Annotated in this window: 1 pseudogene; it reads right to left on the minus strand. The window is 66.6% G+C overall.

The features are described 5' to 3' along the window. Positions 1–189: 189 nt before the first annotated feature. Positions 190–293 (minus strand): annotated as a pseudogene (locus EN852_RS43010) (flagellar motor stator protein MotA); the annotation flags it as partial.

Raw genomic sequence — 293 nt, forward strand, 5'->3', positions numbered from 1 at the left:
CCGAGCTCGCCGGCCAGCGCTTTCTGCAAGAGCGGCAGCGCCCGTTCGGCCATGCCGCGGCCGACGCCGATCACCTGCGCCGCCTCGCCGCTGTCGCCGACGAGACGTTCGATGATCAAGGCCCGCGTTTCTGACGGACTGCCCGGACTTGTCATGACGGCAAGCGGTCCTGTCTGGGATCGAGCATGCTCAGGCCGCCTTCTTCTCGGCGGCGCCGGCGTTCATGGTGCTCTGCTCGACGGCATCGATTGTCGGACGCTCGTAGGAAGAGATGGTCTTGCGGCCGAATTCGA

The organism is Mesorhizobium sp. M2E.F.Ca.ET.209.01.1.1 (assembly GCF_004010375.2).
Taxonomy (GTDB): Bacteria; Pseudomonadota; Alphaproteobacteria; order Rhizobiales; family Rhizobiaceae; genus Mesorhizobium.